Source organism: Variovorax beijingensis (assembly GCF_007828835.1).
Classification (GTDB): domain Bacteria; phylum Pseudomonadota; class Gammaproteobacteria; order Burkholderiales; family Burkholderiaceae_C; genus Variovorax; species Variovorax beijingensis_A.
In genome coordinates this window covers 74,324-96,841 of the sequence record NZ_VIVL01000011.1, presented here as the reverse complement: position 1 = coordinate 96,841, position 22,518 = coordinate 74,324, and the positions used below count along the sequence as shown (strand labels likewise).

Sequence of the window (22,518 nt, the reverse complement as noted above, 5' to 3'; positions counted from 1 at the left end):
TTCACTTCAGGCCACTGTGGGTGCCGGATCCGGATTGACTGCCGGCGTGCCGCCGCTGCCGCCACTGCCCGAGGGCGGAATGCGCGGCGTCCAGTCCTTGGGCGGACGCGGCGCGCGGCCGGCCATGATGTCGTCGAGCTGTTCCGTATCGATGGTTTCCCATTCGAGCAGGGCCTTGGCCATGACGTGCATCTTGTCGCTGTTTTCCTCGATCAGGCGGCGCGCCAGGGCGTACTGCTCGTCGATGATGCGGCGCACTTCGGCATCGACCTTTTCCATGGTCTGCTCGCTCATGTTGGTGGTCTTGGTGACCGAGCGGCCGAGGAACACTTCGCCTTCGTTCTCCGCGTAGACCATCGGACCCAGCGCATCGGTCATGCCGTAGCGCGTGACCATGTCGCGGGCGATGGAGGTCGCGCGCTCGAAGTCGTTGCTGGCGCCGGTGGTCATCTGGTGCATGAACACTTCTTCGGCGATGCGGCCGCCGAACAGCATGCTGATCTGGTTCAGCATGTATTCGCGGTCATAGCTGTAGCGGTCCTGAGCGGGCAGGCTCATGGTCACGCCCAGCGCGCGGCCGCGCGGGATGATGGTGACCTTGTGGACCGGGTCGCACTTGGGCAGCAGCTTGCCGATGAGCGCGTGGCCAGACTCGTGGTAGGCCGTGTTGCGGCGCTCTTCCTCGGGCATGACCATGCTCTTGCGCTCGGGGCCCATGAAGATCTTGTCCTTGGCCTTCTCGAAGTCCTGCATCTCGACCACGCGGGCATTGCGGCGCGCGGCCATCAGCGCGGCTTCGTTGCAGAGGTTGGCCAGGTCGGCGCCGGACATGCCGGGCGTGCCGCGCGCGATGACGCTCGGGTTCACGTCCTGGCCCAGCGGCACCTTGCGCATGTGAACGCCCAGGATCTGCTCGCGGCCGCGGATGTCGGGCAGCGTCACGTACACCTGGCGGTCGAAGCGGCCCGGGCGCAGCAGTGCAGCGTCCAGGATGTCCGGGCGGTTGGTGGCAGCCACCACGATCACGCCCAGGTTGGTTTCGAAGCCGTCCATCTCGACCAGCATCTGGTTCAAGGTTTGTTCGCGCTCGTCGTTGCCGCCGCCCAGGCCGGCGCCGCGCTGACGGCCCACCGCATCGATTTCGTCGATGAAGATGATGCAGGGCGCGTTCTTCTTGGCGTTCTCGAACATGTCGCGCACGCGGGCCGCGCCCACGCCGACGAACATTTCGACGAAGTCCGAACCCGAGATCGAGAAGAATGGGACCTTGGCTTCGCCGGCAATCGACTTGGCCAGCAAGGTCTTGCCGGTACCCGGAGGGCCGACCAGCAGCAGGCCGCGCGGAATGCGGCCGCCGAGCTTCTGGAAGCGCTGCGGGTCCTTCAGGAAATCGACCACCTCGCGGACTTCCTCCTTGGCCTCGTCGCAGCCCGCGACGTCGGCAAAAGTGACCGTGTTGTTGTTCTCGTCCATCATGCGGGCCTTGCTCTTGCCGAAGCTGAATGCCCCGCCTTTGCCACCGCCCTGCATCTGCCGCATGAAATAGATCCAGACCCCGATCAGGAGCAGCATCGGCCCCCAGCTCACCAGCAGCGTCATGAGGAGCGAGCCCTCTTCGCGCGGCTTGACGTCGAACTTGACGTTGTGGTCGATCAGGTCGCCCACCAGGCCGCGGTCGAGCACGGTGGCGGTCGTGCGGATCTTGCGATCCTCGTTGGTGACGGCCACGATTTCTCCGCCGCCGGCACCTTCAGGAATGACGGCGCTCTTGATCTGGTTGTTTCGGACCTGATCCAGGAACTCCGAATAGCTCACCGTCCCTGAGCCGACGCCGCCGCGGGTGTCGAACTGCTTGAACACAGTGAACAACACCATGGCAATGACGAGCCATACGGCAACTTTGGAAAACCACTGATTGTTCAAACGAAGCTCCAGTCGAAAGCGCGTGACAAGATTGTGAAAAGAACGCGCTATGGATACGCAATTGCGCCCCATTTTAGGCTTTTCAAGCTGCGAAAAGCGGGCATTTCCCTAAAGCAGCCATAGCCTGACAAGGGTTTGCGCCCCATGGGCACGCTTTGCGGGCCCCGGCGTCAAGGTATCAAAGCGTTTCCTGAGCCTTCAGACCCATGCCGACAAGGAAGGTTTCCGACGATTTGTCGCGCGAAGCCTTAGGTTTGAAGGGCTTCACGACGCGGAAGTTCGCCTTGAACAGCTTCACCAGCTCGTCATAGCCGCTGCCGTGGAAGAGCTTGGCCACCAGCGCCCCCTCGGGCTTCAGGTGGTGCTGGGCGAAGTCGATGGCAAGCTCGATCAGGTGCGCCACGCGAGCCGCATCGGCCGAATGGATGCCCGACAGGTTGGGCGCCATGTCGGAAACCACCAGGTCGGCCTTCCGGCCGGCCAGCACGCCCAGCACCTGCTCCAGCAGTTCCGCTTCGCGGAAATCGCCCTGCAGGAAGGTGACGCCCTCGATCGGCTCCATCGGCAGGATGTCCAGCGCGATGATGGTGCCGTTCAGCTCGCCGGCCGCGGCGCCTTCGGGCGACATGCGCCGGCGCAGGTACTGGCTCCAGGCTCCGGGCGTGGAACCCAGGTCGACCACCAGCTGGCCCGGCCTCACCAGGCCGAGGGATTCGTCGATTTCCTTGAGCTTGTAGGCGGCGCGTGCGCGGTATCCCTCGCGCGTGGCCAATTTCACGTACGGGTCGTTGATGTGGTCGTGCAGCCAGGCTTTGTTGACTTTTTTGCTTTTGGCTTTGGTGCTCATGGAGGTCTTTGTAACGCGTCGATAATACGGGGATGCCCGCCATTCAACTTACCCCTGCCGAGCGCAAGGTGCACCGCGCCGAAGCTCACCACCTGGATCCGATCGTCATGGTCGGTGGAGACGGGCTCACCCCTGCCGTGAAGAAAGAGGCCGACGCGGCGCTCAAGGCCCATGGCCTGATCAAGATCCGCGTCTTCTCCGACGACCGCCTGGCCCGCGATGCCATGCTGCAAGAGCTCGCCGACGAGCTCGGCGCCGCCCCCATCCAGCACATCGGCAAGCTGCTGGTGCTGTGGCGCCCCAAGCCCGAGAAAGAGCGCGTGGTCGATGAAGACCGCATGCCAGGCCCGCGCGACATCAAGGTGCTGAAGTACAGCAAGCGCGGCGGCCAGCGGCCCGAGATCAAGACCCTGCGCGTGCTCGGCAACCAGCGCCTCACGCCCGGCGGCACCATCAAGCGCGCCAAGGCCAAGCGGCCGCTCTCGGCCAAGAAACGCAACCAGGCAGACTGAACTTGGCGCCAGCGCAAGGCGCACAGCGCCACATTCTCTGCATGAAGTGGGGCACGAAATACGGCCCCGAATACGTCAACCGCCTCTACGCGATGGTGCGCCGCAATCTCAGCGGCGACTTCAAGTTCGTGTGCCTGACGGACGACGGCACCGGCATCCGCCCCGAAGTGACCTGCCTGCCGATCCCCCCGCTGAACCTGCAGTTGGCGCCCGGCCAGCGCGACGGCGCGTGGAAGAAGCTCACCACCTTCGAAAAAGACCTGCACGGCCTGCGCGGCACTGCCCTGTTCCTGGACGTGGACGTGGTCGTCGTCGGCAGCCTCGATGCCTTCTTCGAATACCCCGGCGAGTTCCTGATCATCCACGACTACGCGCGCCCCTGGCGGCGCCAGCGGATCACGGGAAACTCGTCGGTCTACCGCTTCGAGCTGGGCGCCCATGCCGACGTGCTGGCGTATTTCCGCGCCAACATGGACAAGGTCCAGGCCGAGTACCGCAACGAGCAGGCCTATCTGTCCGACGTGCTGCACAAGCAGGGCAAGCTGGGCTACTGGCCCGCGGCCTGGTGCCCGAGCTTCAAGTACCACGGCATCCCGATGTGGCCGACCAACTACTGGGAAGAGCCCTTTGTGCCGGAGGGCGCGCGCATCATGGTGTTCCACGGCGAATGCAATCCGCCCGACGCGCTGGCGGGCCGGCGCAACCGGGCTTTCCGCTACATCCGGCCGGCGAACTGGGTCGCCAGGTTCTGGAAGGAATGAACGGAATGGCGGCGGGGACGGCGCAAGTCGTCCTGCCGCCGCCGGCATTCAGGCCGCAGCAGGCGCCCGGCCGCCCATGCGCCACAGCAGCGCACCGGCACAGAGCCACTGGACCACATACATGCCGCTTCCCACGGCGTGCCACAGCTTGAGGTTGTCGCGCGCAAGAATGCGCGGCGCCACGGCATATTGCTGGAGCAAAGCCAGCAGGAGCGCCCCCAGGATCAGGAAGATGGCGCTCATTGAGGCGCTGTCGATGCGCTGGTCCATCTTCGTGCGGAAGTGAACCAGGAGCAGCAGGCCGCAGCCGATCGCAATCCAGCTCTGCGCCTCGAACAGCTGGCCCGCGAAATTTCCGGCCACTGCGGGACTGCCGAGCTTCGCGAAGAGCATCGGCACCACGAGGAAACCGATCGTCGTGAGGCTGCCCCACCAGAAGGCGGCCAGCATCAGCGCGAGGCGGTCTTTCATCCTGCCGGTCAGATGTAGCGCACCGCCACGATCTCGTAGCGCTTGAGGCCGCCGGGCGCCTGCACCTCGGCGGTGTCGCCCTCTTCCTTGCCGATGAGCGCGCGCGCGATCGGGCTGGAGATGTTGATCAGGCCGAGCTTCAGGTCGGCCTCGTCCTCGCCGACGATCTGGTACTTGACGGCCTCGCCCGATTCTTCTTCCTCGAGTTCCACCGTGGAGCCGAACACCACCTTGCCGCCGGCGTCGAGTTCGGCCGGGTCGATGATCTGGGCGGCCGAAAGCTTGCCCTCGACCTCCTGGATGCGGCCCTCGATGAAGCCCTGGCGGTCCTTGGCGACTTCGTATTCGGCGTTCTCGCTCAGGTCGCCCTGCGCGCGGGCTTCGGAGATCGCATTGATGACCCAGGGGCGGTCCACGGTCTTGAGCTGATGCAGCTCGGCGCGCAGCTTCTCGGCACCGCGCTTGGTAATTGGAATGGTGGCCATGTTTGGTTCTCCATAAAGCGAAACCGCCGAACGCTGCCGTTCGGCGGTCGATTGGGGGACAGGATCAGACGAGTGTGCGTCCGGTCAGCCGGCTCAGGATGGCGAGCGGGCTCGAATCCGGATTGTATTGCTTCGACGCGGGCAGATGAAGGGTCTGCTCGAGCATGTACTGGCCCGCCATGACGGCGTGCGAGGTCTGGTCCGAGAAGCACACCCACACCGACCCCGGCGGGAATTCGGCCTTCTCCTGCGGCGAATTTTCCTGGTAGGCCATGTCGGCCTTCATGCCGTCGTGCAGCTGCAGCATCAGGTGGTCGTACTCGCTGCGGAACGACTTGGTCACATGCAGCGCCTGCAGCAGCTTGGCCTGCCAGCGCACATAGGGCTTGGCACGCGGCAGGAAGCGCCTGGCGATGTCCTCGAAGGGCTCGCCCACGCGCCACACGCGCGGTGCGCCCTCGGGATTGACGTTGGTGAAGACGCGCAGGATGCGCTCGCCGTAGTTCGGCCGCGACGGAAAGGCATCGACATGCAGCCGGCGGTCGTCGGCGCGCCACGACTGCACGCGCGTCTCGACCTTTGCCGGCCGGTAGCTGGTCGGCGCCAGGCGCAGGGCCGGCGTGTAGTGCGGCAGCAGGCCGTGGATCAGCTGCTGTGCCTGCGCACGGAACCGCCCCACCATCGCGGCGGCCGCACGCTGCACCGCCTCGTCGCCGGCCACGCCCTTGAGCTTACCGTTGGCATCGAGGCTGATGTTGCGCACATCGGGCGACAGCAGGCTGGGCGTCAGCAGGCTGCGTTCTTCGGGCAGCAGCTCGAAACCCAGGCGCGGGAAATAGAGCACCTTGCCCGCTTCCAGCTGCGCGATCCACGCCTCGTTGGGCGTGGCCGCGCGCCAGTCGCTCAGGTCCAGTTCGACGAGCTGGGTTTCCATGGCCACGCTCAGGCGGCAGCCAGCTGCGCGTGCATCTCCTGCACCGAGATCACGCCGAGCTCGTCCATGAAGCCCATGCCCTCGACCGCGGCTTCGGCGCCGAAGATCGTGGTGAAGGTGGTCACGCGCGCGAGCAGCGCCGAGGTGCGGATCTGGCGCGAATCGGTGATCGCGTTGCGGCGCTCTTCCACCGTGTTGATGACCAGCGCAATCTCGTTGTTCTTGATCATGTCCACGATGTGCGGTCGGCCCTCGGTCACCTTGTTCACCGTCGCGCATTCGATGCCCGCGGCGCCGATGGCGGCGGCCGTGCCCTTGGTGGCGATGATCTCGAAGCCCAGCTTGACCAGGCCGCGCGCCACTTCCACGGCGCGCGCCTTGTCGTTGTTCTTCACCGAGATGAAGACCTTGCCCGACTTCGGCAGGTGCGTGCCGGCGCCGAGCTGCGACTTCACGAAGGCTTCGCCGAAGGTCCTGCCCACGCCCATCACTTCGCCGGTCGACTTCATCTCGGGACCGAGGATGGTGTCCACGCCCGGGAACTTGACGAACGGGAACACGGCTTCCTTCACGCTGAAGTAAGGCGGCGTGACTTCCTTGGTCACGCCCTGCGACTTGAGCGACTGGCCGGCCATGCAGCGAGCCGCCACCTTGGCGAGCTGGATGCCGGTGGCCTTGCTCACGTAGGGCACGGTGCGCGAGGCCCGCGGGTTCACCTCGAGCACGTAGATGACGTCCTTGCCATCCTTCTGCTGGATCGCGAACTGCACGTTCATCAGGCCGACCACGTTGAGCGCGGCAGCCATGGCGGCGCTCTGGCGCTTGAGCTCGGCAATGGTCTCGGCGCTCAGGCTGTAGGGCGGCAGCGAGCAGGCGGAGTCGCCCGAGTGCACGCCGGCCTGCTCGATGTGCTCCATCACGCCGCCGATCAGGGTGGCACCTTCGGCGTCGCGGATGCAGTCGACGTCGCATTCGACGGCGTCGTTGAGGAAGCGGTCGAGCAGCACCGGCGAGTCGTTGCTGACCTTCACGGCTTCACGCATGTAGCGCTCGAGGTCGCGCTGCTCGTGCACGATTTCCATCGCACGGCCGCCAAGCACATAGCTCGGGCGCACCACCAGCGGGTAGCCCAGCGCCGCGGCCTTTTCGAGCGCCTCGGGTTCAGTGCGCGCGGTGGCATTCGGCGGCTGCAGCAGCTTGAGCTCGTGCAGCAGCTTCTGGAAGCGCTCGCGGTCTTCGGCCGCGTCGATCATGTCGGGCGATGTGCCGATGATCGGCACGCCGTTGGCCTCGAGGTCGAGCGCGAGCTTCAGCGGCGTCTGGCCGCCGTACTGCACGATCACGCCGAGCGGCTTTTCCTTGTCGACGATCTCCAGCACGTCCTCGAGCGTGAGCGGCTCGAAATACAGGCGGTCGGAGGTGTCGTAGTCGGTCGACACGGTCTCGGGGTTGCAGTTGACCATGATGGTCTCGTAGCCGTCCTCGCGCATGGCGAGCGCGGCATGCACGCAGCAGTAGTCGAACTCGATGCCCTGGCCGATGCGGTTGGGACCGCCGCCGAGCACCATGATCTTCTTCTTGTCGGTGGGATCGGCTTCGCACTCTTCCTCGTAGGTCGAATACATGTAGGCCGTGTTGGTCGCGAACTCGGCCGCGCAGGTGTCCACGCGCTTGTAGACCGGGCGCACGCCGAGCGCACGGCGCTTCTCGCGGATGGCCGTGTCGGTGGTCTTGAGCTGCTTGGCGAGGCGGCGGTCGGAGAAGCCCTTCTTCTTGAGCGCGAGCAGCGTGTCGCGGTCGATGTCGGCCAGCGACTTGGTTTCGAGTTCGAGCTCGATCTTCACGATTTCCTCGATCTGCACCAGGAACCACGGGTCGATCTTGGTCAGCGCGAACACCTCATCCACGCTCAGGCCCATGGCGAAGGCATCGCCGACATACCAGATGCGCTCGGGGCCGGGCTCGCCGAGTTCCTTCTCGAGCACTTCGCGGTCCTGCGTCTTCTCGTTGAGGCCGTCCACGCCCACCTCGAGGCCGCGCAGCGCCTTCTGGAACGATTCCTGGAAGGTGCGGCCCATGGCCATCACCTCGCCCACCGACTTCATCTGCGTGGTGAGGCGCGAATCGGCCTGCGGGAATTTCTCGAACGCGAAACGCGGGATCTTGGTGACCACGTAGTCGATCGACGGTTCGAACGACGCGGGCGTGGCGCCGCCGGTGATCTCGTTGCGCAGCTCGTCGAGCGTGTAGCCCACGGCCAGCTTGGCCGCGACCTTGGCGATCGGGAAGCCCGTGGCCTTGGAGGCCAGCGCCGACGAACGCGACACGCGCGGGTTCATCTCGATGACGACCATGCGGCCGTCCTTCGGGTTGATCGAGAACTGCACGTTCGAGCCACCGGTATCGACGCCGATCTCGCGCAGCACGGCCAGCGAGGCGTTGCGCAGGATCTGGTATTCCTTGTCGGAGAGCGTCTGCGCCGGTGCCACGGTGATCGAGTCGCCGGTGTGCACGCCCATCGGGTCCAGGTTTTCGATCGAGCAGACGATGATGCAGTTGTCGGCCTTGTCGCGCACGACTTCCATCTCGTACTCCTTCCAGCCGAGCAGCGACTCTTCGATCAGCAGCTCGTTGGTGGGCGAGGCTTCGATGCCGCGCTTGCAGATGGTCTCGAACTCTTCCGGGTTGTAGGCGATGCCGCCGCCGGTGCCGCCGAGCGTGAAGCTGGGGCGAATCACCGTCGGGAAGCCGACCGACTTCTGCACGGCCCAGGCCTCGTCCATCGAGTGGGCGATGCCGGAGCGCGCCGAGCCCAGGCCGATCTTGGTCATCGCGTCCTTGAACTTCAGGCGGTCCTCGGCCTTGTCGATGGCTTCGGGCGTGGCGCCGATCAGCTCGACCGGCTTGTTGGTGGCCGCGCCGGTGTACTTGTCGAGCACGCCGTGGCGCCAGAGGTCGAGCGCGCAGTTGAGCGCGGTCTGGCCGCCCATGGTCGGCAGGATCGCGTCGGGGCGCTCCTTGGCGATGATCTTCTCGACCGTCTGCCAGGTGATGGGCTCGATGTAGGTCACGTCGGCCGTGGCCGGGTCGGTCATGATCGTCGCTGGGTTGCTGTTGATCAGGATGACCTTGTAGCCCTCCTCGCGCAATGCCTTGCAGGCCTGCACGCCGGAGTAGTCGAACTCGCAGGCCTGGCCGATGATGATCGGGCCGGCGCCGATGATGAGAATGGATTGGAGGTCTGAGCGCTTGGGCATCTTATTTGTCCTTGGTGAAACCGATGCCGCGGCCGCTGTAGGCGCCCGGCTTCGGCTCATCCATCAATTGATGGATCGCGTTGAATACATCGCGAAAGTTCTGGTCGTATCGCTGTTCCAGCGCATTCAGCTTGCGCTTGAGATCGGCATGCTCCGACAGCATGCTGCGCAGCTTGACGAAGGTTCGCATGATCTCGATGTTGACGGCCACGGCGCGTTCGCTGCGCAGCACGCTCGACAACATGGCCACACCCTGCTCGGTGAAGGCCACGCTGCGGTAGCGCGCGCCGCCCGAGCCCGACTTCTCGGGTTTTGAGATCACAAGCTGTGATCTCAAAGCCTCGAGGTCGTGGTTCTCGAGGGTGAAGGCGAAGTCCGCGGGAAAACGATCGAGGTTGCGGCGCATGGCCTGCAGCAGCACCCGGGTCTCGACGCCGTAGAGCGCGGCAAGGTCCTGCGCCAGCATGACCTTCAGGCCGCGCAGCACATAGATCTTGCCCTCGGCATCGCGCAACGCGGCGAGCACCGAGACGTCGAGCACCGCGGGTGCATCAGCCACGTGCCTGCTCCATGAGCGCGGTGAAGCGGTCGAACAGGTAGCCGATGTCGTGCGGGCCGGGCGAGGCTTCCGGGTGGCCCTGGAAACAGAACGCCGGCTTGTCGGTACGCGCAAGGCCCTGCAGCGTGTTGTCGAACAGGCTGATGTGGGTGGGGCGCAGGTTGGCGGGCAGCGACTTCTCGTCGACCGCGAAGCCGTGGTTCTGGCTGGTGATGCTCACGCGGCCGTCGTCCAGGTCCTTCACCGGATGGTTCGCGCCGTGGTGGCCGAACTTCATCTTGAAGGTCTTGGCACCCGAAGCCAGCGCCATGATCTGGTGGCCCAGGCAGATGCCAAAGGTGGGAATGCCGGTCTCGATGAGCTCCTTGACCGCGCTGATGGCGTAGTCGCAGGGCTCCGGGTCGCCCGGGCCGTTGGCCAGGAAGATGCCGTCGGGCTTGAGCTTGAGCACGTCGGCCGCGGGCGTCTGCGCCGGCACCACGGTGATGCGGGCGCCGCGCTGGGCGATCATGCGCAGGATGTTCTTCTTGACGCCGTAGTCGAAGGCCACCACGTGGAACTTCGGCGTGATCTGCACGCCGTAGCCCGCGCCCAGCTTCCACTCGGTCTCGGTCCATTCGTAGGTCTGCTGGACCGACACCACCTTGGCGAGGTCAAGGCCGGCCATGCTGGGCGCGGCCTTGGCGGCGGCGATGGCCTTGTCGACCAGCGCCTGCGTCACAGCCTCGCCCGCGGCCAGGCCCAGGATGCAGCCATTCTGCGCGCCATGGGTGCGCAGGTGGCGCGTGAGCTTGCGGGTGTCGATGTTCGCGATGGCCACCGTCTTGCCGGCCACGAGGTATTCGCTCAGCGTGGCGGTCTTGCGGAAGTTGGAGGCGACGAGGGGCAGGTCCTTGATGATCAGGCCCGCGGCATGGATCTTGTCGGCTTCGATGTCTTCACCGTTGACGCCGTAGTTGCCGATGTGCGGATACGTGAGGGTCACGATCTGCTGGCAGTAGCTCGGGTCGGTGAGGATTTCCTGGTAACCGGTCATGGCGGTGTTGAACACCACCTCGCCGGTCGTGGAGCCGGCGGCCCCGATCGAATTGCCTTGAAAGACCGTGCCGTCTGCGAGCGCCAGGATGGCGGGCGGGAAACTTCCCTTGAGAGACAAAAGCACTGGGTTCTCCGGATGGTTACGGTCGCCCGGAGCCCCAGGCGCGTTGCCTGCGGACTGCTGCTTAAGGGGATTTTGGCGTTAAAGGCGGCCGGGCGACGCTATTGCGAGTAAGCCCCCGATTGTAGCCCGGCGGCGTCGCCCTCTCGGGCCGCAGGGCCGGAAAACATTCGCGACCCATGCCTATGCGGCATTCGGAGATCAGGAAGCTGCCTGGGCAAGCGCCGCTGCGCCGCTCGCATGCAGGCAGATCGCAGCGGCGGCCGCCACGTTCAGCGACTCCTCGCCGCCCGGCTGCGCGATCCGGATGTGATGGCTGGCGCGGGCTTCCAGCGCCGGTGAAACGCCCTGCCCTTCATGGCCCAGCAGCCATGCGCAAGGATGCGGCAGCCTCGCCTGGTGCAGCCAGTCGCCCCGGTGGGAACTGGTGGCCACCAGCGGCACCTTCAGTTCGTCGAGGGCATCGGCCTCCACGCCTTCGATCAGCCGCAACCCGAAATGCGCGCCCATGCCGGCACGCAGCACCTTCGGCGCCCACAAGGCCGCCGTGCCTTTGAGCGCGATCACCTGCTTGAACCCGAAAGCGGCCGCGCTGCGCAGGATGGAGCCGGCGTTGCCGGCGTCCTGCAGGCGGTCAAGCACCACGCTGGGCGCATCGGGAAGCAAGGGCGGCCGCGCCGGCAGATCGAGCACGAAGCCCATCGGCGCCGGCGACTCCAGGCCGCTGGCAGCCCGCAGTAGATCGTCGTTGACTACTACCGTTTTGATAGCAGAATTCACCCATTCGGCAGGTACCGACGGCCAGAAGGACTCCGAGAAGACGGCGACCGCAGGCCGGATGCCGCGTGCGAGCGCCGCTCGGCAGAGATGGTCGCCTTCGAGCCAGATCCGGCCGAGCCGGCGATAGGCGCCGGGGTCCTGGGCCAGTTTGCGCAGGTCCTTGAGCAGCGGGTTGTCGCGCGAACTGATGTGGTTCGCGCCGGTGGGGCTGGTCATGCTTCGGCTCAGGGCGCGGCGCGCAGGTCGAGGTGCACGGTCTCGGCGGTCGGGATTTCGGCCGGAACCGGCATCGAGGCCTCGAGCACGAGCGCAGCCGCACCCTCCGCAGTGCGCGCCAGTGCCGCGGCCACCGGGCTGAACGACCTGCGGTGATGAATGCACGCGCCATGGCGCTGCAGCGCCTCCAGGTGCTCCGGCGTGCCGTAGCCCTTGTGGCCGGCAAAGCCGTAGTACGGAAACTCCAGGTGCAGCTGCTCGCACAGCCGGTCGCGGTGGACCTTGGCCAGGATCGAGGCGGCGGAGATCGCCTTGATCCGCGCATCGCCCTTGACGATGGCCTCGGCCAGCACGTCGAGCGTGGGCAGGCGGTTGCCGTCGACCAGCACCTTGGCGGGCTTCAGGCGCAGGCCCTCGACCGCACGGCGCATGGCGAGCATGGTGGCCTGCAGGATGTTGTGGGTGTCGATTTCCTCGACCGTGGCCTGCGCCACCGAGCAGCACAGCGCCTTGGCAAGGATCTGGTCGTTCAGGCGTTCGCGCTGCAGGGCCGTGAGCGTCTTGGAATCGGCCAGGCCGCGGATCGGCCGCTGGTCGTCTAGGATGACGGCTGCCGCCACGACCGGGCCGGCCAGCGGCCCGCGGCCCGCTTCATCGACGCCCGCTACGAGGCCCGGCGCGTCCCACACGAGGGCCGCCTGCTCAGCCTTCAAGAACTTTCTGGATCGCATCGGCGCAAAGTGTGGGCGTATCGCGCTGCAGTTGCACGTGCAGCTCTGAAAATTTTTGTTGCAGCGCCCGCGTTTTCTCGGGCGCGTCGAGCCAGGCCAGCGTGGCCTCGGCCAGCGCCTGCGGCGTGGCGGCCTCCTGCAGCAGCTCGGGCACCACGAATTCGCGCGACAGGATGTTGGGCAGGCCGACCCAGGGCTGGAGCTGCTTGCGCTGCATCAGACGCCATGAAAGCGCATTCATGTTGTATGCGATGACCATCGGCCGCTTGAACAGCGCCGCCTCGAGCGTGGCGGTGCCGCTGGCGATCAGGGTGGCGTCGCAGGCGGCCAGCGCGGCATGCGACTGGCCGTCGAGCAGTTGTACCCGCCCCGCCGCACCGCTGGCCTGCAGCAGCGCCTCGACCTCGACACGCAGCCCCGGCAGGATGGGGGCGACGAACCGGAGCGCGGGCCGCGCCTGCAGCATCTGCGCCGCGGCGGCAAAAAAACGGGCGGCAAGGTAGCGCACTTCCGAGCGGCGGCTGCCGGGCAGCAGGGCCACGACCTGCGCATCCGGCGCGAGGCCGAGGGCCGCGCGCGCCCCGGCGCGGTCTGGCACCATCGGAATCACGTTGGCCAGCGGATGGCCGACGTAGCTGCCCTGCACGCCCTGCTCGGCCAGCAGCGCCGGCTCGAACGGAAAGATGCACAGCACGTGGTCAGCCGCGGCCCGGATCTTGTCGATGCGGTCGGCACGCCAGGCCCAGATCGACGGGCAGACGAAATGCACGGTCTTCATGCCGCGGCTGCGCAGTCCGGCTTCGAGGTCGAGGTTGAAATCGGGGGCGTCGACGCCGATGAAGAGCTCGGGCCATTCGCGCAGCAGCCGCGCCTTGAGCTGCCGGCGGATGCCGGCGATCTCGGCGTAGTGGCGCAGCACCTCGATGTAGCCGCGCACCGCGAGCTTTTCCTGCGGCCACCAGCTCTGCAGCCCGTGCGCAAGCATGCGGGGCCCGCCGATGCCCATGGTCTGGAGCGACGGCCAACGCGCCTGCAGGCCGTCGAGAAGAAGGCCGGCGAGCAGGTCGCCGGAAGCTTCTCCCGCGACCAGCGCGAAGCGTCGCTGTTCGTCCTTGCCCATGGCGGCCGTCTCGCTTACTTCAACGCGCAATGCCGCGTGTCGATGTGGCCAGGAACTGCTCCATCAGCGCCACGTCTGCGGCCGCTTCCGGCGTTTCGGTGGCCAGGGCAGCGATGCCGGCGCGCGCTTCTTCGAGCGTCTTGCCCTGCCGGTACAGCAGGCGGTGCATCTGCTTGACCGCCGCCAGGCGGGAGGCCGAAAAATCGCGGCGGCGCAGGCCCACGACGTTGAAGCCGCGCACCGCCAGCGGATTGCCGTCGACCAGCATGAAGGGGGGCACGTCCTGCGACACGGCGCTGGCGAAGCCGACCATGGCATGGGCACCGACCGAGACGAACTGGTGGATGCCCGTCAGGCCGCCGATCGTGACCCAGTCGGCCAGGTGCACGTGACCGGCCAGCGTGGTGTTGTTGGCCAGCGTGGTGTGGTCGTCGACACGGCAGTCGTGCGCGATGTGCGTGTACGCCATGATCCAGTTGTCGCAGCCCACCCGCGTGATGCCGCCCGCGCCCGGCACGCCGAGGTTGAAGGTGCAGAACTCGCGGATGACGTTGCGGTCGCCGATGACCAGTTCGGTGGGCTCGCCCGCGTATTTCTTGTCCTGCGGAATGGCGCCGAGCGAGGAGAACTGAAAGATCCGGTTGTCCCGGCCGATGGTGGTGCGCCCCTCGATCACGCAATGCGCACCGATGGTCGTGCCGGCGCCAACCCGCACGTGCGGACCGATCACGGTGTAGGGCCCGACCGAAACGGAGGCGTCCAGCTGTGCCTTCGGGTCGACGAGCGCTGTGGGATGAACCTGCGTCATGCCTTGTCGTAACCGCCGCGAGATCAGTTGATCTGGCGCATCGCGCACATCAGCGTGGCCTCGCAGGCCAGTTCGCTGCCCACCAGCGCGCGGCCCTTGAACTTGGAGATGCCGGCCTTCATGCGCTCGATCTCGACTTCGAGCGTGAGCTGGTCGCCTGGCTCCACGGGGCGCTTGAAGCGCGCGCCGTCGATGGCCGCGAAGTAGTAGACCGTGTTGTCGTCAGGCACGATGTCGAGCGAATGGAACGACAGCAGCGCGGCCGCCTGCGCCATGGCTTCGAGCATGAGTACGCCCGGCATCACCGGACGGTGGGGGAAGTGGCCGTTGAAGAACGGCTCGTTCATCGTCACGTTCTTGAGCGCCGTGATGCGCTTGCCCTTTTCCATGTCCAGCACGCGATCCACCAGCAGGAACGGGTAGCGGTGGGGCAGCAGCTTGAGGATTTGATGGATATCGAGCGTCGTCGTCATGATTTTCTGTTCCTGCATCGTCTTCACTTTTTCTGAGGGGCCTTTTCGAGCGCCTTGAGTCGTTCGCGCAGGCTGTGCAACTGCTTGAGCGTTGCCGCGTTCTTTTCCCAGTTCGCATTGTCGTCGATGGGGAACATGCCGGTGTACTGGCCGGGCTTGCGGATCGAGCGGGTCACCACGGTGGCCGCGGACACGTGAACCCCGTCGGCCACCGTGAGATGGCCGAGCACGATCGCACCGCCGCCAAAGGTGCAGTGCGCACCGATGGTGGCGCTGCCCGCCACGCCGACGCAGCCGGCCATGGCGGTGTGCTTGCCGACACGCACGTTGTGGCCGATCTGGATCAGGTTGTCGAGCTTGACGCCGTCCTCGATGACGGTGTCGTCGAGCGCGCCGCGGTCGATGCAGGTGTTAGCGCCGATCTCGACGTCGTTGCCGATGCGCACCGCGCCCAGCTGCTCGATCTTGACCCAGGCGCCCTCGTGCGGCGCCAGGCCGAAGCCGTCGGCGCCGATCACCACACCCGGATGCAGCAGGCAGCGCTCGCCGACCACGCAGTCTTCGCTGATCGTCACGCGCGACTTGAGGACCGTGCCGGCGCCGACGCGCGCGCCCCGCTCCACCACGCACAAGGCGCCGATGCGCGCCGTGGCGTCCACCAGGGCCTCGGGATGGATCACCGCGGAGGGATGGATGCGGTCGGCCTCGGGCCGCGCGTGATGCGCCTTCCACAGCTGCGTGAGGCGCGCGAAATAGAGGTAGGGGTCGGCCGCGACGATGAACGCCCCGCGCGCGGCCGCGGCCTCGCGCATGGCCGGCGCGACGATCACGCAGGCCGCCCTGGAGGCCGCCAGTTCCTGCTGGTACTTGGGATGGCTCAGGAAGCTGAGCGCATCGGGCTGTGCATTCTGCAGCGGCGCAAGCCGCTCGATGGACAGCGCCGGGTCCCCGTGAAGCTCGCCCCCAAGGGCGCTGACAATGGCTCCGAGCTGCAGTCCCACGCCGATTCGCGGCGTTATTTGCCGGCCGAAGGAGCAGCGGTCGAGGCGTTCAGGGCCTTGATCACCTTGTCAGTGATGTCGTGCTTGGGATTGATGTAGATCGCTTCCTGCAGGATGGCATCGTACTTTTCAGCCTCGGCCACCTGCTTCACGACGCGGTTGGCGCGTTCGTAGACCTGCTGGAGCTCTTCGTTCTTGCGCGCGTTGAGATCTTCCTGGAACTCGCGGCGGCGGCGCTGGAAATCACGGTCCTGGTCGACCAGCGCGCGCTGGCGCGCAGTGCGCTGGCTTTCGGACAGGGTGGGGGCTTCGCGCTCGAACCGTTCGGAGGCCGTCTTCAGTGCTTCGCCCTGCGTCGTGAGATCCTTTTCGCGCTTGAGGAATTCAGCCTCGAGCTTGGCTTGCGCAGCCTTGGCCGGCTGCGCCTCGCGCAGCACGCGATCCGGATTCACGAAGCCGATGCGAAAGGTTTCCTGCGCCTGGGCAGCAGTCGCCGCAGCGAGCGCGAAAACGGGAATCAACAACGCGCCAGCGGCGGCGCGAATCAAATGCTTCATTTAGAAAGACGTTCCGATCTGGAATTGCAAGCGCTGGATTCTATCCTTCGGGATCAGGATGACGCCGGTATTCGGATCCAGCACTTCCTTTTGGGACTTGATGGGGAAGGCGTAGGCCAGACGCAGCGGGCCCAGCGGCGAGATCCAGCTGACCCCGAGGCCCACCGAGGCACGCAGCTTTTTCTGGGCCTCGTACTGCGCGTCCGTGATGCCGGGGGCGCGCGAGCCGAACACGTTGCCGACATCGAAGAAGCCATAGAGGCGCAGCGTGCGGTCGTTGCCGGCGCCCGGGAATGGCGTACTGAGTTCGGCATTGAACACGGCCTTCTTGGTGCCGCCGAGCGCTGCGCCTTCCGTCTGCCAGGGCAGCGGCACGTCGCGCGGCCCGAGCGAGTTCTGCTCGAAGCCGCGGATGGAACCCAGGCCGCCGGCATAGAAGTTCTTGAAGATCGGGTAGTCCTTGCCGCCAAGAGACTTGGCATAGCCCAGGTCGGCGTTGATCGCAAACGTGTACTGCTTGTTGATTGCGAAGAACTCCTGGTACTGGTAGTTCGTCTTGAAATACTTCATTTCGCCGGCGACGCCCAGCTCCAGGTTGGCACGCTGCAGGCGCCCGGTGGTCGGAACCAGCGCGCTGTCGCGGCTGTCGCGGCCCCAGCCGACGGTCAGCGGGACGCCCCAGACGCTCTTCCGATCGCACTCGGTCACGAACAAACCGCTCGCATCCCTCTGGCATTGGAAATAGCGCAGGTAGGACGCCGGCGTGAAGAGCCCGGAGAACGACGTCGTCGAGTTCGGATCGAAGGCGTAGCGCTCGAGCCCGACACCGAAGAAGACCGTGTCGACTTCGCTGAACGGCACGCCGAAGCGGATCGAAGCGCCTTGGTTCACGAGCTTGTAGTCGCCGTCGATGTTGGTCGAGTACGGGCGCGTGGTGGTGTGATAGACGCTGATCGTGCGCGAGATGCCGTCCTTGGTGAAATACGGATCGGTGGTGGTCAGCGACAGCGTGCGGTTGTACTTGCTGGTGTTGACCTGCACGCCCAGGAAGTTGCCCGAACCGAAGACGTTCTCTTGCGAGATGCCGAAGGTGAGAGCCACCTTTTCCGCGCTCGAATAGCCGGCGCCGAGCTGCAGGCTGCCGGTGGGCTTCTCGGCCACGTTGACGACCAGGTCGACCTGGTCGGGCGAACCCGGGATTTCCTGGGTTTCGACGTTCACTTCGGTGAAGAAGCCCAGACGGTCCACGCGGTCGCGCGAGAGCTTGATCTTGTCGCCGTCGTACCAAGAGGCCTCGAACTGCCGGAACTCGCGCCGGATCACTTCATCGCGCGTCTTGGCATTGCCGCCCACCGCCACGCGGCGCACGTAAACGCGGCGCGAGGGTTCGGCCTGCAGGGTCAGGGTCACGCGGTTGTTGACGCGGTCGATTTCCGGGCGGGCCTGCACGCGTGCGAACGCGTAGCCGAAGGTGCCGAAATAGTCGGTGAAGGCCTTGGTGGTTTCGGTGACCTGCTCGCCGTTGTAGGGCTCACCGGGCTTGATGGTCACGAGGGACTTGAACTCCTCGTCGCGGCCGAGATAGTTGCCGTCGAGCTTGACGCCGGCCACAACGAACTTCTCGCCTTCGGTGATGTTGACGGTCACCGACAGGTCCTTGCGGTCCGGCGAGATGGCGACCTGGGTCGAATCGATGCGGAACTCGAGGTAGCCGCGCGTGATGTAGTACGAGCGCAGCGTTTCCAGGTCGGCGTTGAGCTTCGAACGCGAGTATTGGTTGGACTTGGTGTACCAGCTCATGAAGCCGCCGCTGTCCTGGTCGAACAGGCTCAGCAGCGTCGATTCGCTGAATGCCTTGTTGCCGACCACACGCACTTCGCGAATGCGCGCGGAATCGCCCTCGGTGACGGTGAACGTGAGATTGACGCGATTGCGCTCGATGGGCGTGACCGTGGTCACGACCTGCGCGTTGTAGAGGCTGCGGCTCACGTACTGGCGCTTGAGTTCCTGCTCGGCGCGGTCGGCCAGGGCCTTGTCGTACGGGCGGCCATCGGCCAGGCCCACTTCGCGCAGCGCCTTCTGGAGCGCGGCCTTGTCGAATTCCTTGGTGCCGACGAAATCGACGTCGGCAATGGTGGGACGCTCTTCGACGATCACCACCAGCACGTTGCCGTTGACGTCGATGCGCACGTCCTTGAACAACCCCAGGTCGAACAGCGCACGGATGGCAGCCGATCCGCGCTCGTCGCTGTAGGTATCGCCCACACGCAGCGGAAGCGATGCGAAGATCGTGCCGGGCTCGACGCGTTGCAGGCCCTCGACGCGAATGTCACGCACCGTGAAGGGCTCGACGGCCCAGGCTGCCGTGGCCGCCAACGCGCTGGCCACCACCGCGGCAACGCTACGCAGGCGAAAGCGACTGAAGTTTGTGTTCATCTGTGAATTGGGCCGGCGCGGAAAGGGCCGGCAGAAAGTTAACCAAAGAGCCGCGTGACGTCGTTGAAGAGTGCAACCGACATCATGACCAGCAGCAAGGCGACACCGCCGCGCTGAAGCCGTTCCATCCAGGCGTCAGAGACGCTCTTGCCGGTCAGGCCCTCCCAAAGATAATACATCAGGTGTCCTCCATCGAGGACCGGCAGCGGCATGAGATTGAGCACGCCAAGGCTCACGCTGATCAGTGCAAGGAATACCAGGTACTGGGTCAACCCGAGGCTCGCGGACTTGCCGGCGTAGTCGGCGATCGTGAGCGGCCCGCTCAGATTCTTGAGCGAGGCTTCGCCGATCACCATCTTGCCCATCATGCGGACGGTCAGCGCCGACACCTCCCAGGTGCGCACGATACCGCGCCAGACGCCATCGATCGGGCCCTGGCGCACCGTCACCATTTCGGGCGGCGCACCGACATAGGCGCCGATGCGGCCGACCTTCGCCGCGCCCTCCTCGCGCAGTTCGGGCCTGACTTCGAGTTCGATCGACTGGCTGCCGCGCTGCACCTGCCAGGTCTGCGGACGCGGCTGGTCGCCATCGATCGAGGTGCGGATCACCTCGCGCAACTGCTGCCCATCGACGATGGGCACATTGCCGACGCTGCGGACCACGTCGCCGCTGCGAAGGCCCGCGCGTTCTGCCGCGCTGCCGGCCATCACCTGGCCGATCTCGGGACGCGTCAGCGGTGCGAGCACGCCGATCTTGCGGAACATCTGCGGGTCGGCGTCCCTGGCCTCCATGAGGCTCAGCGGCAGCACGACCTGCCGGCCGGGCCGGCCGCCCTCGCCCGCCACTTCGAGCGTCAGGTCGCGGCCGTCGAGCGCGCCGCGTGTCATGCGCCAGCGCAGGTCCTCGAACGACTGCACGGGTTCCAGGTCGCCTTCGAAACCGGCACGCGTGATGTGCTCGCCGCCGCGTAATCCCGCCGCTTCCGCCAGCGATGCCGCCACCGGACGCGCCAGCTTGGCAACAGGCTCCTCGACTCCGATCCAGTTGACGGCCGTGTAGAGCACCACGGCAAGCAGCAGATTCGCAATGGGCCCGGCAGCGACGATGGCCGCGCGGGAGCGCAGCGGCTGCGTGTTGAAGGCGCGGTGGCGCTCCTCGGGCGCCACCGGCCCCTCGCGCTCATCGAGCATCTTGACGTAACCGCCGAACGGAAACGCGCCGATGACGAACTCCGTTTCCTGCCCCGGATGCTGGCGCTTGGGCTGCCAGCGGTAGAGTGTCTTGCCGAAGCCCACCGAAAACCGCAGCACCTTGACGCCGCAGGCGACGGCAACGCGGTAGTGGCCGTATTCATGCACGGCGATCAGGAGGCCGAGTGCAACCACGAAAGCGATGACGGTGAGCATCCGGATCCTCTGTTGACGGGAGTGTCAGGCCGCGAAGCGCAGCGCCGCGGCATTGGCCGCCGCCCTGGCGCTGGCGTCGAGCGCCAGCAGGTCGGCCAGCGATGCGGGCTTGGAGGGGCTGACGGCTTCCAAAGTTTCCATGTTGACCGCATGAATGCGGTCGAAGCGCAGGCGCCGATCAAGAAAGGCCTCGACCGCGACTTCGTTGGCCGCATTGAGCACCGCCGTGGTCCCCGGCGCCGCGCGCAGCGCATGCCAGGCCAGGCCCAGCCCGGGAAACAGCGCCGCGTCGGGGGCATCGAAGCTCAGCGATGCCATCTGGCGGAAATCAAGGCGCGCCGCGCCGCTCTCGATGCGCTCGGGCCAGGCCAGTCCGACGGCAATGGGCACGCGCATGTCGGGCGTCCCCAGTTGGGCAATGACCGATGCATCCGTGAACTGGACCATCGAATGGACCACGCTCTGCGGATGGATGACCACCTCGATCTGCTCGGGCAGCACGCCGAACAGATGGCGCGCCTCGATCACCTCGAGCGCCTTGTTCATCATGGTGGCGGAATCGACCGAGATCTTGCGGCCCATGACCCAGTTCGGATGCGCGCAAGCCTGTTCGGGCGTGACCGTGCCCAGCGTATCGGGCGCGCGCGTGCGGAACGGGCCGCCCGACGCCGTGAGAATGATCTTGTCGATGCGCCGCGGCCAGGTCGACGGATCTTCAGGCAGCGACTGGAAGATGGCCGAGTGCTCGCTGTCGATCGGCAGCAGCGTGGCACCGCCCTCGCGCACGGTGCGCATGAAGAGCTCGCCGCCGACCACCAGCGCCTCCTTGTTGGCCAGCAGCAGCCGCTTGCCGGCGCGCGCAGCCGCCAGGCAGGGCCCGAGGCCGGCCGCCCCCACGATGGCCGCCATCACGGCGTCGACCTCTTCGTGCGATGCTATTTTTTCAATAGCATCGACGCCGCTCAGGACGGTGGTCTTGAGATTGTTCTGCTCTATCTTTTCGGTCAGCAGCGCCGCATGCGGCGCGCTCGCCATGACCGCATAGCGCGGCGAAAAACGCGCGCACTGCGCGAGCAGCTCGTCGACCTTGGTCGATGCGGAAAGCGCGAAGACCTCGAAACGCTCCGGGTGCCGCGAAATGACATCGAGCGTGCTGATGCCGACCGAACCGGTCGAGCCCAGCACCGTGATGCGTTGTTTGGGTGTGTTCACAGGAAAGCCAGCATCATTGCAATGGGAAGCGCCGGCAAGAGGGCATCCACGCGGTCGAGCACACCACCGTGGCCCGGCAACAGGCTGCTGCTGTCCTTGGCGCCGGCACTGCGCTTGATCAGCGACTCGACCAGGTCGCCCACGACGCTCATCGCGGCGAGAAACAGCACGCCGACCAGCAGCAGCCACCAGCCGCGCTCGTACAGCCGGGTGTAGAGGCTGGCCACCGCGGCGCCGGCAGCCCTGTCGGCCCACATCCACGCAAAGGCCAGCACCACGACGCCCGCCATGCCGCCCCACACGCCTTCCCAGCTCTTGCCGGGGCTGATGGCGGGCGCGAGCTTGTTGCGCGTGAACTTGAGGCCGAAGGCGCGGCCCGCGAAATACGCGAAGACGTCGGCCACCCAGACCAGCACGAGGATCGACAGCAAAAAGTTGATGCCGACCATGCGCGCCTGCACGGCCGCGAGCCACGCCACCCAGAGCGCCAGCAGCCCGCCGACCAGCCGCAGCCCGCGGGGAATGCGCGGCCAGCCCGGCACCGCCACCCGCAGCAACGCAGCCCCGCCGAGCACCCAGGCTGCGCTGGCCACCAGCCACATGGGCAGCAGCGACCGATCGAGCAGCCCGAGCCACCAGGAGAGCGCACACAGCGCCACGGTTTCTGCGCCGAGGAAGACCGACAGCCGCTGGCCATAGCCGTTGAGACGGCCCCATTCCCATGCCCCGGCACCGATCAGCACCAGCATCACGCAGGCGAAGGGGACGTGCGACGGGTAGAAGAGCGCCGGCAGCAGGATCGCCAACAGGACGATGGCCGTGAGGATGCGTTGTTTGAGCATGCGGCTGGGCGGCTGGAGGGACAGG

Annotated in this window: 21 protein-coding genes; 2 read left to right on the top strand and 19 right to left on the bottom strand. The window is 66.2% G+C overall.

Features of this window, described 5'->3' with window-relative positions:
- Positions 1–6: 6 nt before the first annotated feature.
- Together ftsH and FB547_RS26330 are read right to left on the bottom strand one after the other, a co-directional pair.
- Entirely contained in the window at positions 7–1,923 is a 1,917-nt protein-coding gene (gene ftsH / locus FB547_RS26335; protein WP_012747732.1) for an ATP-dependent zinc metalloprotease FtsH, read from the bottom strand.
- 178 nt (positions 1,924–2,101) lie between these two features.
- Positions 2,102–2,770, bottom strand: coding sequence for an RlmE family RNA methyltransferase (locus FB547_RS26330; RefSeq protein ID WP_145746597.1), 669 nt, complete (start codon positions 2,768–2,770; stop codon positions 2,102–2,104).
- Between the two features lie 32 nt (positions 2,771–2,802).
- On the opposite strand from FB547_RS26330, the gene FB547_RS26325 reads away from it, so the two are divergent.
- Together FB547_RS26325 and FB547_RS26320 are read left to right on the top strand one after the other, a co-directional pair.
- The gene (locus FB547_RS26325; protein WP_012747730.1) at positions 2,803–3,282 is read left to right on the top strand and encodes a YhbY family RNA-binding protein; all 480 of its coding nucleotides are present in this window, start codon (positions 2,803–2,805) and stop codon (positions 3,280–3,282) included.
- 41 nt (positions 3,283–3,323) lie between these two features.
- Complete coding sequence (locus tag FB547_RS26320) at positions 3,324–4,043, top strand: glycosyltransferase (RefSeq protein ID WP_225612903.1); 720 nt, start codon at positions 3,324–3,326, stop codon at positions 4,041–4,043.
- 48 nt (positions 4,044–4,091) lie between these two features.
- Here the strand turns inward: FB547_RS26320 and FB547_RS26315 are convergent, their stop codons facing one another.
- The 17 genes from FB547_RS26315 to FB547_RS26235 all read right to left on the bottom strand — a co-directional run bounded on the left by FB547_RS26315 (position 4,092) and on the right by FB547_RS26235 (position 22,493).
- Positions 4,092–4,514: a DUF4149 domain-containing protein gene (locus tag FB547_RS26315; protein ID WP_145746595.1), complete on the bottom strand. Its 423-nt coding sequence runs from the start codon at positions 4,512–4,514 to the stop codon at positions 4,092–4,094.
- 8 nt (positions 4,515–4,522) lie between these two features.
- Positions 4,523–4,999 (bottom strand): transcription elongation factor GreA, encoded by a 477-nt coding sequence (greA, locus tag FB547_RS26310; RefSeq protein WP_012747727.1) that lies wholly within the window; start codon positions 4,997–4,999, stop codon positions 4,523–4,525.
- 64 nt (positions 5,000–5,063) lie between these two features.
- Positions 5,064–5,933: a Kdo hydroxylase family protein gene (locus FB547_RS26305; protein ID WP_145746594.1), complete on the bottom strand. Its 870-nt coding sequence runs from the start codon at positions 5,931–5,933 to the stop codon at positions 5,064–5,066.
- Positions 5,934–5,941: 8 nt separating this feature from the next.
- Positions 5,942–9,190, bottom strand: coding sequence for a carbamoyl-phosphate synthase large subunit (gene carB / locus FB547_RS26300; RefSeq protein WP_145746593.1), 3,249 nt, complete (start codon positions 9,188–9,190; stop codon positions 5,942–5,944).
- A gap of 1 nt (position 9,191) precedes the next feature.
- Positions 9,192–9,749, bottom strand: coding sequence for an ORF6N domain-containing protein (locus FB547_RS26295; protein ID WP_145746592.1), 558 nt, complete (start codon positions 9,747–9,749; stop codon positions 9,192–9,194).
- Positions 9,742–10,911 (bottom strand): glutamine-hydrolyzing carbamoyl-phosphate synthase small subunit, encoded by a 1,170-nt coding sequence (carA, locus tag FB547_RS26290; RefSeq protein WP_145746591.1) that lies wholly within the window; start codon positions 10,909–10,911, stop codon positions 9,742–9,744. The genes FB547_RS26295 and carA overlap by 8 nt, the downstream gene beginning before the upstream one ends.
- Positions 10,912–11,109: 198 nt before the next feature.
- Entirely contained in the window at positions 11,110–11,904 is a 795-nt protein-coding gene (locus FB547_RS26285) for a TrmH family RNA methyltransferase (protein WP_145746590.1), read from the bottom strand.
- A gap of 8 nt (positions 11,905–11,912) precedes the next feature.
- Positions 11,913–12,635: a ribonuclease HII gene (rnhB, locus tag FB547_RS26280; RefSeq protein ID WP_145746589.1), complete on the bottom strand. Its 723-nt coding sequence runs from the start codon at positions 12,633–12,635 to the stop codon at positions 11,913–11,915.
- Positions 12,607–13,755: a lipid-A-disaccharide synthase gene (lpxB, locus tag FB547_RS26275; protein ID WP_145746588.1), complete on the bottom strand. Its 1,149-nt coding sequence runs from the start codon at positions 13,753–13,755 to the stop codon at positions 12,607–12,609. The genes rnhB and lpxB overlap by 29 nt, the downstream gene beginning before the upstream one ends.
- Before the next feature lie 19 nt (positions 13,756–13,774).
- Complete coding sequence (lpxA, locus tag FB547_RS26270) at positions 13,775–14,563, bottom strand: acyl-ACP--UDP-N-acetylglucosamine O-acyltransferase (protein ID WP_145746587.1); 789 nt, start codon at positions 14,561–14,563, stop codon at positions 13,775–13,777.
- Positions 14,564–14,586: 23 nt separating this feature from the next.
- Positions 14,587–15,036, bottom strand: a complete 450-nt coding sequence (gene fabZ / locus FB547_RS26265; RefSeq protein WP_021007523.1) for a 3-hydroxyacyl-ACP dehydratase FabZ — start codon at positions 15,034–15,036, stop codon at positions 14,587–14,589.
- Positions 15,037–15,059: 23 nt separating this feature from the next.
- Complete coding sequence (lpxD, locus tag FB547_RS26260; RefSeq protein ID WP_145746586.1) at positions 15,060–16,037, bottom strand: UDP-3-O-(3-hydroxymyristoyl)glucosamine N-acyltransferase; 978 nt, start codon at positions 16,035–16,037, stop codon at positions 15,060–15,062.
- Positions 16,038–16,051: 14 nt separating this feature from the next.
- Positions 16,052–16,594, bottom strand: coding sequence for an OmpH family outer membrane protein (locus FB547_RS26255; RefSeq protein ID WP_025569540.1), 543 nt, complete (start codon positions 16,592–16,594; stop codon positions 16,052–16,054).
- Complete coding sequence (gene bamA, locus FB547_RS26250; RefSeq protein ID WP_145746585.1) at positions 16,595–19,030, bottom strand: outer membrane protein assembly factor BamA; 2,436 nt, start codon at positions 19,028–19,030, stop codon at positions 16,595–16,597. It abuts the gene before it with no gap.
- Between the two features lie 38 nt (positions 19,031–19,068).
- The gene (gene rseP, locus FB547_RS26245; RefSeq protein WP_145746584.1) at positions 19,069–20,439 is read right to left on the bottom strand and encodes an RIP metalloprotease RseP; all 1,371 of its coding nucleotides are present in this window, start codon (positions 20,437–20,439) and stop codon (positions 19,069–19,071) included.
- 24 nt (positions 20,440–20,463) lie between these two features.
- On the bottom strand, positions 20,464–21,651 hold the full coding sequence (ispC, locus tag FB547_RS26240) for a 1-deoxy-D-xylulose-5-phosphate reductoisomerase (protein WP_145746583.1): 1,188 nt from the start codon (positions 21,649–21,651) through the stop codon (positions 20,464–20,466).
- Positions 21,648–22,493, bottom strand: a complete 846-nt coding sequence (locus tag FB547_RS26235; RefSeq protein WP_145746582.1) for a phosphatidate cytidylyltransferase — start codon at positions 22,491–22,493, stop codon at positions 21,648–21,650. The genes ispC and FB547_RS26235 overlap by 4 nt, the downstream gene beginning before the upstream one ends.
- Positions 22,494–22,518: the final 25 nt, after the last annotated feature.

Bases quoted from the DNA above. Each gene is read 5' to 3' on its own strand.
- FB547_RS26330 (WP_145746597.1), bottom strand. From the start codon at position 2,770: ATGAGCACCAAAGCCAAAAGCAAAAAAGTCAACAAAGCCTGGCTGCAC.
- FB547_RS26325 (WP_012747730.1), top strand. From the start codon at position 2,803: ATGCCCGCCATTCAACTTACCCCTGCCGAGCGCAAGGTGCACCGCGCC.
- FB547_RS26320 (WP_225612903.1), top strand. From the start codon at position 3,324: ATGAAGTGGGGCACGAAATACGGCCCCGAATACGTCAACCGCCTCTAC.
- FB547_RS26315 (WP_145746595.1), bottom strand. From the start codon at position 4,514: ATGAAAGACCGCCTCGCGCTGATGCTGGCCGCCTTCTGGTGGGGCAGC.
- greA (WP_012747727.1), bottom strand. From the start codon at position 4,999: ATGGCCACCATTCCAATTACCAAGCGCGGTGCCGAGAAGCTGCGCGCC.
- FB547_RS26305 (WP_145746594.1), bottom strand. From the start codon at position 5,933: ATGGAAACCCAGCTCGTCGAACTGGACCTGAGCGACTGGCGCGCGGCC.
- carB (WP_145746593.1), bottom strand. From the start codon at position 9,190: ATGCCCAAGCGCTCAGACCTCCAATCCATTCTCATCATCGGCGCCGGC.
- FB547_RS26285 (WP_145746590.1), bottom strand. From the start codon at position 11,904: ATGACCAGCCCCACCGGCGCGAACCACATCAGTTCGCGCGACAACCCG.
- rnhB (WP_145746589.1), bottom strand. From the start codon at position 12,635: ATGCGATCCAGAAAGTTCTTGAAGGCTGAGCAGGCGGCCCTCGTGTGG.
- lpxB (WP_145746588.1), bottom strand. From the start codon at position 13,755: ATGGGCAAGGACGAACAGCGACGCTTCGCGCTGGTCGCGGGAGAAGCT.
- lpxA (WP_145746587.1), bottom strand. From the start codon at position 14,563: ATGACGCAGGTTCATCCCACAGCGCTCGTCGACCCGAAGGCACAGCTG.
- fabZ (WP_021007523.1), bottom strand. From the start codon at position 15,036: ATGACGACGACGCTCGATATCCATCAAATCCTCAAGCTGCTGCCCCAC.
- FB547_RS26255 (WP_025569540.1), bottom strand. From the start codon at position 16,594: ATGAAGCATTTGATTCGCGCCGCCGCTGGCGCGTTGTTGATTCCCGTT.
- bamA (WP_145746585.1), bottom strand. From the start codon at position 19,030: ATGAACACAAACTTCAGTCGCTTTCGCCTGCGTAGCGTTGCCGCGGTG.
- rseP (WP_145746584.1), bottom strand. From the start codon at position 20,439: ATGCTCACCGTCATCGCTTTCGTGGTTGCACTCGGCCTCCTGATCGCC.
- FB547_RS26235 (WP_145746582.1), bottom strand. From the start codon at position 22,493: ATGCTCAAACAACGCATCCTCACGGCCATCGTCCTGTTGGCGATCCTG.